The 10,259-nt window shown below is 61.5% G+C and carries 11 protein-coding genes; 8 read left to right on the top strand and 3 right to left on the bottom strand.

Translation table 11 applies throughout. The features are described 5' to 3' along the window. Positions 1 to 1,055 (bottom strand): adenylate/guanylate cyclase domain-containing protein (locus VNX23_RS01265; RefSeq protein WP_325627166.1); only part of this gene is annotated, 1,055 nt, incomplete at its 3' end. 509 nt (positions 1,056 to 1,564) lie between these two features. Between VNX23_RS01265 and VNX23_RS01260 the strand changes: the two genes are divergently transcribed. The 5 genes from VNX23_RS01260 to VNX23_RS01240 all read left to right on the top strand — a co-directional run bounded on the left by VNX23_RS01260 (position 1,565) and on the right by VNX23_RS01240 (position 5,118). Then, positions 1,565 to 1,870, top strand: coding sequence for a DUF2282 domain-containing protein (locus VNX23_RS01260; protein ID WP_325627164.1), 306 nt, complete (start codon positions 1,565 to 1,567; stop codon positions 1,868 to 1,870). A 44-nt stretch (positions 1,871 to 1,914) separates the two neighbouring features. Continuing rightward, positions 1,915 to 2,832 carry a DUF692 domain-containing protein gene (locus VNX23_RS01255; protein WP_414642933.1) on the top strand — a complete coding sequence of 306 codons (918 nt, stop codon included), beginning with the start codon at positions 1,915 to 1,917 and terminating at the stop codon, positions 2,830 to 2,832. After that, complete coding sequence (locus VNX23_RS01250; RefSeq protein ID WP_325627160.1) at positions 2,819 to 3,625, top strand: DNA-binding domain-containing protein; 807 nt, start codon at positions 2,819 to 2,821, stop codon at positions 3,623 to 3,625. The genes VNX23_RS01255 and VNX23_RS01250 overlap by 14 nt, the downstream gene beginning before the upstream one ends. After that, positions 3,622 to 4,128, top strand: a complete 507-nt coding sequence (locus tag VNX23_RS01245) for a DoxX family protein (protein ID WP_414642932.1) — start codon at positions 3,622 to 3,624, stop codon at positions 4,126 to 4,128. The genes VNX23_RS01250 and VNX23_RS01245 overlap by 4 nt, the downstream gene beginning before the upstream one ends. Before the next feature lie 348 nt (positions 4,129 to 4,476). Then, positions 4,477 to 5,118 (top strand): DUF1109 domain-containing protein, encoded by a 642-nt coding sequence (locus VNX23_RS01240; RefSeq protein ID WP_325627158.1) that lies wholly within the window; start codon positions 4,477 to 4,479, stop codon positions 5,116 to 5,118. Positions 5,119 to 5,213: 95 nt separating this feature from the next. On the opposite strand, the gene VNX23_RS01235 is transcribed toward VNX23_RS01240, so the two are convergent. Beyond that, complete coding sequence (locus tag VNX23_RS01235; RefSeq protein ID WP_325627156.1) at positions 5,214 to 5,798, bottom strand: sigma-70 family RNA polymerase sigma factor; 585 nt, start codon at positions 5,796 to 5,798, stop codon at positions 5,214 to 5,216. Positions 5,799 to 6,016: 218 nt separating this feature from the next. Between VNX23_RS01235 and VNX23_RS01230 the strand changes: the two genes are divergently transcribed. Further along, positions 6,017 to 6,907, top strand: coding sequence for a LysR family transcriptional regulator (locus VNX23_RS01230; RefSeq protein ID WP_325627154.1), 891 nt, complete (start codon positions 6,017 to 6,019; stop codon positions 6,905 to 6,907). Here VNX23_RS01230 and VNX23_RS01225 read toward each other — a convergent pair. Then, the gene (locus VNX23_RS01225) at positions 6,893 to 7,537 is read right to left on the bottom strand and encodes a redoxin domain-containing protein (protein WP_325627152.1); all 645 of its coding nucleotides are present in this window, start codon (positions 7,535 to 7,537) and stop codon (positions 6,893 to 6,895) included. The two genes, VNX23_RS01230 and VNX23_RS01225, sit on opposite strands and share 15 nt — an antisense overlap. A gap of 147 nt (positions 7,538 to 7,684) precedes the next feature. On the opposite strand from VNX23_RS01225, the gene VNX23_RS01220 reads away from it, so the two are divergent. Continuing rightward, entirely contained in the window at positions 7,685 to 8,989 is a 1,305-nt protein-coding gene (locus VNX23_RS01220) for an NAD(P)/FAD-dependent oxidoreductase (RefSeq protein ID WP_325627150.1), read from the top strand. 78 nt (positions 8,990 to 9,067) lie between these two features. Beyond that, positions 9,068 to 10,228: a patatin-like phospholipase family protein gene (locus VNX23_RS01215; protein WP_325627149.1), complete on the top strand. Its 1,161-nt coding sequence runs from the start codon at positions 9,068 to 9,070 to the stop codon at positions 10,226 to 10,228. Positions 10,229 to 10,259: the final 31 nt, after the last annotated feature.

The following is a 10,259-nucleotide window of genomic DNA, read 5'->3' as shown; positions in this document are numbered from 1 at the left end:
GATTCGAGACGCGAAGCCATGTTGACTGCAGGACCGATGACGGTGAAGTCCAACCGGGTACGCGATCCGATATTGCCGTACATGACGTCTCCGACGTGGACGCCGATGCCGTAGTTCAGCGGCACACGACCGGTCTCGCCGTTCTTCTCGTTCAGGGCAACCATGGCCTGACGGGCTTCGGCCACGGCATGCAGCAGATTTGCGCAGGCTTTAGGCTGGCTAAGCGGAAAAATGGCGAGCAGGCCGTCGCCGATAAATTTCAGTATTTCCCCGCCATGTCGCGCAATCGGCTCCGACATCACGTCGAAATAGCCGTTCAGGAGATCAATTACATCATCGCGCGGCCAGTTGTCGGAGATTCGGGTGAAATCACGCAGATCGCAGATCATGATGGCGGCGCGTACCGTCGTCCCGCTTCCGCGTCTCGTGGCGCCTGCCAGAATGAGTTCGCCGGCATGTGACCCGACATAGGTTTCGAGCAGCGTTCGCGCCAGCCGGTTCTTCATACGGATTTCGCTGACCAGCGCCAGAACTGGCAACAATTTCAACAGGCCCGCGATATGCCCGTCATCGAAACCTCCGAGCCGATCGGTTGCAAAGGCCACGACGTGCCGCTTCCCGAGCGTGTGGTACATCGGCCACGCCACGTAGTCTGTCAGGCCCATCGACCGCCAGTCGTCATAGACGCCATGCTTGCGGCCCAGCGAAGGATCGCATTCAAGACTCTCTCGTACCTCGGTGGCACCGTTATGGATTTCCTCCACTGGACTACCGATGTATTCGGATCGCTCCCTAACATCATAGTCGACCCTCGTAATCGTAGCCTCCCGCATCCCGTCGGCCCAAAAGACCCGGGCGCCGAGCCACTGGGGGTGCTGAATCAGGAGATGCAGTGACGCCCGCTTGACGGGAATGCCTGCTCGCTGGAGCCGGACACATAGCTCAGCGAAAATATTGTCAATGAAGCGCTCGTCGCGCGTGTCGTTTGTCAGCCAGTGCAAAACCTCGCTGTCAGAATACCCGGTGACGGGATCGATGTTTGGCGGCGCGTTCATATCTTGCTCCTGAGCAGTGACCTGGATCGACGTACAGGATATGTCGTGTCCCCGCTCGACGGCGTCAACGGAGTCCGCCGCAATCTGCTTGTGCGCATTGGGTTGGCCGCGGGTCGCCGCGTGGCAGGCACGAGAGGACGCAGCGGTGGCGCTGCGTTCTCCCTTTCACCCCATAACTCGCCTTTGGTAATTCGAGGGGGTTTCGGTTAAACATGGGCCGTCGGACCGCTTCGCGCCAATAGATGTCGGTCACCTCGACATAGGCCGCGTCAGGCATCCGCGCGCAGCGGCAAAGCCCGGCCTCGCCGAGCAATTCGGCGACCGTTCTGTGACACCAGATCGCTTTCCTACACTGCCGTTCGGTGCGTGGCACACGACTGCAATTTCTCGCTTAAATTTTACAATCACAGACTCGTGAATCGCCTCAGTGTAACTCTGAACGGAGGCGGCTCGGAGTTCTTCGTGTGCAACGGAAAACCGCTGCACTCAAATTCAAACGGAGAATCTTCATGTCAGTAAGAACCACGGTTACTACAGCACTGCTCGCGGGCGCCGTCACGACAGCGCTCGCCTCGATTTCGTTCGCCGCTCCTTTGACGAAGGCCGAAATGGAAGCCGCGACCGCGGCCCACAAGGAAAAGTGTTTCGGCGTCGCGCTCAAGGGCCAGAATGATTGCGCGGCGGGACCGGGAACGACGTGCCAAGGCACCTCGACCACCGATTTTCAGGGCAATTCCTGGAAGTTCGTCCAGCACGGCACCTGTACTTCCATCCAGGTGCCGGGCGGCAAGACCGGTTCGCTCACCGCATCGTAAGCCGACAACGATCTGACGGAAAGCGGAGAAAGACCATGAACGCTATGTTCAAACTTGCGGACTCGAAAGCCACGCGCTTGCTCCGCTTTCCGGCTCACTCGATCGCCGGTTTGGCCGGCACAAGCTTCAAGCACGAACACCTCGGCGCAATTCTGGCCGAGCGACCGGCGTACGGCTTCTTCGAGGTTCATGCCGAAAATTATATGGGAGCGGGCGGGCCCCCCCACCGCGCGCTCGAAAGCGTCCGGTGCGACCACCCTGTTTCGCTGCATGGTGTCTGCATGTCCATCGGCGGCCCGCAACGGATCGACGCCGCTCACCTCGGAAGGTTTGCTGCTCTCGTGGAGCGCTACGAGCCGGCGCTTGTCTCCGAACATCTCGCATGGTCGACCCACCAGACCACCTATTTCAACGATCTTCTGCCTCTTCCCTACACGGAGGCGACGCTTGCCCGGGTCGCCGAACACATCGACGAGGTGCAAGAAGCGATCCGGCGCCCGATTCTGCTCGAAAATCCTTCCACCTACGTGATGTTTCGCGACTCCACCATGAAAGAGACCGACTTCATTCGCGAACTCGCCAGGCGGTCAGGCTGCGGTCTGCTACTCGACATCAACAACGTCTTCGTTTCCGCCACCAATCATGGCTTCTCTGCCATCGACTACCTGTCGGATTTCCCGCTCGACCGGGTGGGCGAGATCCACCTCGCAGGGCACGCCGAACAGACGGACGACCAAGACGAACCGCTTCTCATCGACAGCCACGACGGCCCGGTTGCCGATGCGGTCTGGACTCTCTTCGACATCGTCCTCGGCCGGTGTGGGCCGATTCCGACCCTCGTGGAATGGGACAGCAAGATTCCCGATTGGTCCGTGCTCAAGGCCGAGGCAATGGCGGCACAGGCCATCCTGAATCTTCACGCTCAGACGGCCGCATTTGGATCGACCTATGCTACCCGCTGATCTCCCCTCCCGCGGTGGCAGAGAGAAGCCGAACTATGGGGCGGTTTTCTCGTCTGCCCTACTGGATCCGGAACAGGCCACACCCGAGTGCGTTGCGGGCCTTAACGGGAAGACAGCGACCAAGCGCTACAACGTCTACCGCAACAACGTAACGCTCAGCCTGATGGAGGCTTTGGCTTCGATTTTTCCTGCGGTCCAGCGCATCACAGGCGTGGAGTTCTTTAGGGCAATGGCACGCTTTCACGTGCGCGCGAACCCGCCTCGCTCTCCGCTGCTTTTCGAATATGGCTGTGACTTTCCCGATTTCATCGAGCGATACGAGTACGCACGGTCGTTGCCGTGGCTGGCCGACGTGGCTCGGATCGAGCGAGCATGGCTTGACTGCTACCATGCGGCCGACGCCGAGCCTCTGCGTGCAACAGTCATGGCGGCCGTCCCGGCCGACAGGCTCGCAGAACTCGTGTTTCTGCCGCATCCAGCCGTCCGGATCGTACGCTCAAGTTTCTCCGCCGTGTCGATCTTTGCCGCCAATCGTAATGAAGAGCAGACCGACCAGATCCAGGCGGACGATCCGGAGGATGCGCTGATCACCCGCCCCGCCCACGATGTGGTGGTTCGGCATCTTCCCGCCGGCGGCGCGACGTTCCTGACTCGATTGATCGAGGGATCCCCTCTTGCCGTCGCCGTTTCGGCCGCTCTGGAGGTGGCCCCCATCTTCGACCTTTCCGCCAGTATGGCAGGCATGATCGATGCCGGCGTTTTCACGACAATCAACGACGGAAATCCGCAATGATAATGGAGAATGACAGGCTGGCGGGCGGAAGCCTTCGCCAAAATGTTGTCGCGCTAGTCATGTTTGCGATCGGGATCGTTCGATCCATCGCGCAGCCTGATATAGTCCAGTTCGTCTTGCGGATTGCTTTGGCCGTTCCCTTCTGGAAATCGGGTATCCTGAAGTGGAGCGGCTTTCTCCACCTCAGCGACACAGCCGTCACGTTGTTCACCGAAGAGTTCATGATCCATTTGCCTGGTGGCCCCTACCCGTATCCGGCACCAACCGTTTTCGCGTTCCTGTCCGGATCCGGCGAGATAATCTTTCCGATCCTGCTTGTTCTAGGCTTGGCTGCTCGCTTCGCGGCATTGGGACTTCTCTTCATGACGGTTATCGTCGAATTGACCGTGCCCGACGGCTGGCCGATCCACATAACCTGGGCTGCAATGGCGCTCGCCATCATGGCTTGGGGACCCGGCCGCGTCTCGCTCGACCACGCGATCCGTCGTGGCCTGGAAAGCTAGACCGGCTCCTTCAATTGACCCGCTTGTCGCGCCGCAAACCCGGTCCTGCAGGACCGGGTTCAGGCGCGCGTACACCGCCACGTTGCGGGCGGAACTCACAAACGTGGAACGTCTTCTTCCGAAGCGGACACGACGGTGAACTCCACGAAGCGGGCACTTCGCTTCTGAAATTCACGTCCTCGGCGCGACCGATCGCAAAAACTGCCGTGCAACATGGCCAGGCTTCCACAAATGCTGGACGCATTTGCCGAAGATCTCCTGTAACCTTCCGCTTGCGCGTGCGGATAATAGGAAAGTGCCCGCCTTCTCTCCAATTTCGCTGACCGGCCAATTCGAAAGTTGATCAACGTGAAGAGTTCAGATCTCATCCGATCGCTTGCCGGCGAACTCACTCCAGTTCCTCCGGGAAAGACACGAAACGACCTGCTCCTCGGCCTGAGCCTTGGTACACTGGTCTCGTTCGCCGGCATGGTAGCGGTCTATGGCGTGCAGCCGGACCTGATTAGCGTCGCTCATGGCGGGCCTCTGGCGATGAAGGCATGCTATACCCTTTCGCTCGCGGCAATCGCCGGTTCGATGCTGATGCCGATGCTCCGGCCCGGAAAGCTCGTGCCGGATCGGGGAACGCTCTTCGTCTTTCCCGTGCTTCTCCTCGTCGGGGTCGCCGTGTTGCAGACGGCGACGACGTCGGATGCCGACCTCGTGTCGCTTTGGTTGGGATCGAGCTGGCAGCGATGCCCGGCCCGTATCGCGATCCTGTCGGTGCCCATATTCGCAGGCGCATGCTGGGCGATCCGTCGACAGGCGCCTTTGCGTCTCCGTGCAACGGGAGCTCTCGCCGGCCTCCTGTCGGGCGGCATCGCCGCGACCATGTATGCCTTCGCCTGCAAAGAGAATGGGGCGGGCTTTGTTCTAGTCGGGTACACGCTCGGAATCGCAATCAGCACAGCCGTCGGTGCAATGATCGGCCCGCGCGTCCTGCGCTGGTAGCCACCCGATCTGCTGCCGGATTATCGATCGTTGCGCAATGCGTCCGCAACGCGATTCACTCGATCCAGGTCGAACATCAAGCGCACGAATGTGCCTCAAGTTACGTCGGCTACGATGTAGCTGAGCATAGCCAGACCCCGGTGGATGTTCACCTTCACCAGCGGGACGGACTGGCCGGTGAGTTCGGACGCCTCCTCTACGGTCAGCCCTTCAAGTTTCACCAGCCTGATCACCTCCGACTGGGCAGGTTTCAGTTGGCTCAAAAGCTTGCGAAGCAGGAGCGCGCTCACGATCGCAGGGCCGTGATCGTCGATGGCTATGTCCTCGGACATATCCTCGGCACAGGATACAGCGGGGTCACGGTCGAGCGCACGTAACCGGTCGATCCATTTGTAGCGCGCGATGCCGGCAAGCCATGCCTTGAAGGGGCGACTGGTCTCGTAGGTGTGTCGGCGGGCATGGAGGGTGAGAAGCGTGTCCTGCGCGGCATCCTCGACCATCGAAGCCGGCAGACGCCGAGCATAGTAGCGGCGTAGCCAGCCATCGACTTCAGTCAGCAGCCGGGTATAGGCGCCTGCGTGCCCCAGCTGTGCTGCGGCCATCAGTTCACCCCAGGGATCCTCGGCCACGACGGGTTGAACGGACCGTTCGCGCGGAAATCTCCGGACGGTAGCGAGCATGGTGGTTTCCTTCGGCGGGTGATCGCTTCGCCGTTCCGACGCAAATCTCGCTTAGACAGGAATGTAAGTGAACGTCACCGGTGTTTATGGGTTCGATACGCGCCGGCTATATTGAAGCGCATCCCGCAAAACGGGCTGCCACGCCGATGTCGGGCGACGACGCTGCTGCCTGCCCGGCGGCAGGTGCAATATGGCGCGAACCGTGGCATAAACCGCACATGGAGATGCATCAGGTTCGATATTTTCTCGCCATGGCGCAGAGCCTGAACTTCACGCGGGCGGCCGAAGAATGCAACGTGACACAGCCGTCGCTCACCCGCGCAATCCAGAAGCTCGAAGAGGAATTTGGCGGCTCACTCTTCCGCCGCGAGCGCTCGCGGACCCATCTGACTGACCTTGGCCGCGAGATACTGCCGCTTTTCGAAATTGCTTACGAATCCGCGCAGGCCGCCAAGAACCTGGCGCGCGAAATCGGCAAGGCGCGGGTAGCACCACTGACCCTTGGAATCGCGAACATCATAGAGAACGACGACTTGCGCGCCTTGCTTGGCGAGATTGCAGCTTACCTACCGGGACTGGAACTCACGTTGCGAAGTGGCTCATCCGAAGAGCTGATCGAACTCGGACTGAACGGCGCGCTTGATCTTTTTGTGGTCGAAGCACCCGAAGACGCGCCCGACAGGTTCGAAGCCTGGTCGTTGTTCGACCATGTCTATCACATGATTACGCAGGCTGAGCATCCGCTGGCGGCCCGGGATGCGGTGACGCTCGACGATGTGCGCGACGAAGTCTGGATCGAATATCGTGGCGACGGGGCTCGGGTGCTGCGCGATGCCGCCAAAACGGCGGGCTTCGAACTGGCATTCCGACATCGCGTGGACAACATGGTCCATCTCCGCAGACTGGTGTCGATCGGGCTAGGAAGCGCCTTTCTTCCACCGCCGCGCGATCGCATAAAGCTGGCGGTGCTGCCTCTCGTCGGCATCGAGGCCACCCGCAGCGTCGTGCTCGCGGCAATCGCTGGACGGCGTCGGTCCGTTGCGGCCGATGCCTTCGTGCGCGCGGCGCGCGCCCGCGCCTGGGACGTGGCAGAGTCAGCGCATTATTGAGGCGACGATCCGCACGACATCCTCGGGCTCTGCGCGAAGCCTGAAATCGGGCTCCACGAATGCATATTCGACGAGGCCGTCCGTTCGCACCACGAAGGTCGCGGGCACCGGAAGCAGGCCAGCCGTTCCGCCGTACAGTTCGTTCAAATCGATCCCGAATTCGCGATAGACCGCAACCAATGTCGATCCGACGTGGAACGCCAAGCCAAGTTCCAGCGTCACGCCGTAGTCGACATCGCAGAGCGTTACCGAGCCTGGCCCGGCGATGTCGCCAAGGGCTTGGCTCCTACCACCCAGTTCTGCCGTCACGATGGCCAGTTTTCCGCCGACCTGCCTGAGCCCGGGAAGCGCCGCGCGCCAGCTCTCCAATTCGCTGACACAGTAAGGGCACCAACTGCCTCTGTTGAAGCTGACCACAAGCGGGCCGTCGGCCAGAAGGCTCGTCAGCGTGCGATAACGCCCGCGATGATCGGGCAGGACGATTTCGGGGAATCGGTCGCCGACGCTTGGCGCGCGGGCGCCAACCTCCAGCGCGCGGAGCCGCGCCACCAGTTCGTCGTAGCGCTCGCGCCACTTGGGTGAGGCGCCGCGGAGATAATCCAATCGCTCTGTTAGGGATGGCGTGGTCATCGCATCCATCTTGAGCCGGCTCTGCGCTGGGCGGAAGCCATCCCGGGGCATGAAGTTCATACGTCCCGCGTATGTGTTCATCTGTAACCAGGCGGCCCAGTGAGACGGAATAGGTTTAACATCAATACTCGTCGGAAGGAACCGATCATGCCGCCCGCCCCTCTGCCAACCGGCCGCAACGCCAAACCACGCGTAGTCATCATCGGCGCAGGCTTCGGCGGTCTGGCGGTGGCGCGCGGGCTTGCACATTCCGGTGCCACGGTCACAATTGTCGATCGCCAGAACCATCACGTCTTCCAGCCGCTACTCTACCAGGTAGCGACCGCGGGATTATCGCCTGCCGACATCGCGGCACCGATCCGCTCGATCGTCAAACGTCAGAAGGAGACGCGCGTTCTCCTCGCCGAGGTCACCGGCGTGAATGCCGACCAGCAGCGCGTTCTCCTCTCGGACGGGACGACGCTTGATTATGACTTCCTCGTGATCGCGACCGGCGCCCGCCACGGCTATTTCGGCCGCGACGAATGGGCGGAGCATGCCCCCGGCATCAAGACGCTCGACGACGCGACCCGCGTCCGCCGCAACATTCTGCTCGCCATGGAACGTGCCGAGACGATCCGCCAGGAAAGCCTGCCCGACCGCGATGAATATCTCACCTTCGTTGTCGTCGGCGGAGGACCCACGGGCGTGGAGATGGCGGGCGCCATTGCCGAACTGACCCGCCACGCCACCGACATGGATTTCCGCTTCATTACCCGCCGTTGTCTCAGGGTCATGCTCGTCGAGGCAGGTGACCGGCTGCTGCCCACCTTTCCGGCAAAACTGGGAGACGCCGCCCGCAAGGCTCTGAACGGACTTGGCGTGATCGTCCGGTTGAATGGCCGCGTGACCGACATCGGCGACTACGGTGTGACGATCGGCGACGAGAAGATCACAACGTCGACCGTTATCTGGGCGGCCGGCGTCCAGGCATCCGATGCTGCCAAATGGCTCGACGTCGACGCCGACCGGAGTGGCCGCGTGAAGGTTAAGCCCGATCTGAGTGTCCCCGGTCATCCCGACATCTTCGTGATCGGCGATACCGCAACCCTGGTCGATGCGAGCGGACGGCCGGTGCCCGGCGTGGCGCCCGCCGCCAAGCAGGAGGGTACGCATGTCGCTCGCTGCCTGCTGGCACGATTCACCGGAAGTCGGACGCCACCGCCCTTCCGCTATCGGAACTGGGGCAATCTCGCGACGATCGGGCGAAAGCGCGCCGTCGCGGAGATCGGCTCGTTTCAGATCTCCGGCCTACCTGCATGGCTGCTGTGGTCCACCGCCCACATCTATTTTCTCGTCGGTTTCCGCAACCGCATCGTCGTCGGAGCGAACTGGCTTTGGAACTACATCACCTTCGAGCGTGGCGCACGTCTTATCACCGGCATGACACATGTTGCGCGCCACAACGCCTGAACTTCATCCGACACCCGACGCTGCACCCGCGGCCCGATCGAAAAGCCGGCAACCTTCCTCCAATTCAGGACATCTCTCATGTCGCAAGGTATTGAAAATCCGAACCCGGCCACCCTCGGTCAGCAGGTGCTGGTGCTGCAGGGCGGCGGGGCGCTCGGCGCCTATCAGGTTGGCGTCTATCAGGCCCTCGATCAGTTCGGCATCGACCTCGACTGGGTGGTCGGCACATCGATCGGCGCCATCAATGCCGCGATCATCGCGGGCAGCCCGCGCAGCGAACGCATGCAGCGATTGCGCGCATTCTGGAAGCGCGTCGAACATGGTCATGTGTTTGACGACATCTTGCCGTCCCTGCTCTCCTCGCCGTTGCGCAACTGGCTGGCGGTGTCGACCGGGATCGCGGGGTTCTTCAAACCGCGGGCTCTCGCTTTTCTAAGCCCCCACATTACGCTCGGCCCCGGGGAGGCAGGCTACTATTCCGTGACGCGACTCAAGGATACGCTGTCCGACCTGATCGAGTTCGATCTTCTCAGGACCGGGTCGACGCGACTCACCGTCGGGGCCGCGAATGTCGAGACCAGCGAGATGACCTATTTTGATTCACGCGCCATGGCACTCGACATCCGGCATGTCCTCGCCTCCGGTGCGCTTCCGCCCGCCTTTCCCGCAGTCGAGATCGATGGTCACCACTACTGGGATGGCGGCATATTCTCCAACACCCCGGTCGAAGTGGTATTCGACGACAATCCGCGCCGCAATTCGATTGTGTATGCCGTCCACGTCTGGAATCCCGAAGGCGCCGCGCCGCAAACGATGTCGGAGGTCGAGAATCGCAGAAAGGACGTGCAGTATTCGAGCCGCTCGGCCGCCCATATCGCGCGCCAGCGGCAGCTCCACCGTCTCCGCCACGTCATTACCCAGTTGGCGGACCTGCTACCCGTCGAGAACCGCACGGATCCCAAGATTCGCGACCTCGCAAGTTATGGCTGTCGTACGCGGATGCATGTCGTCCGCCTGCTCGCGCCCCGGCTTGGGCACGAGGACTATAGCAAGGACCTCGACTTCAGTCCGTCAGGAATCCGACAGCGTTGGGAAGCGGGTTACGCGCATACGATGAGGGTGCTGGAAAGCGCGCCCTGGCGGGGCGAGTTCGATCCGCTCGAAGGCTTCGTACTGCACGAGGCGATGGGCGGCGAAAGCCGTGGAGCTGAACTGATCTTATCCCCGACGGCATTGTAACCGCTTGGCCGATACGCACCGACAGATTCAC

This window comes from Bradyrhizobium sp. (assembly GCF_035570375.1).
GTDB lineage: Bacteria > Pseudomonadota > Alphaproteobacteria > Rhizobiales > Xanthobacteraceae > Bradyrhizobium.
Note: the sequence above shows the minus strand (reverse complement) of the source record. Positions and strands in the feature narration are given on the sequence as shown.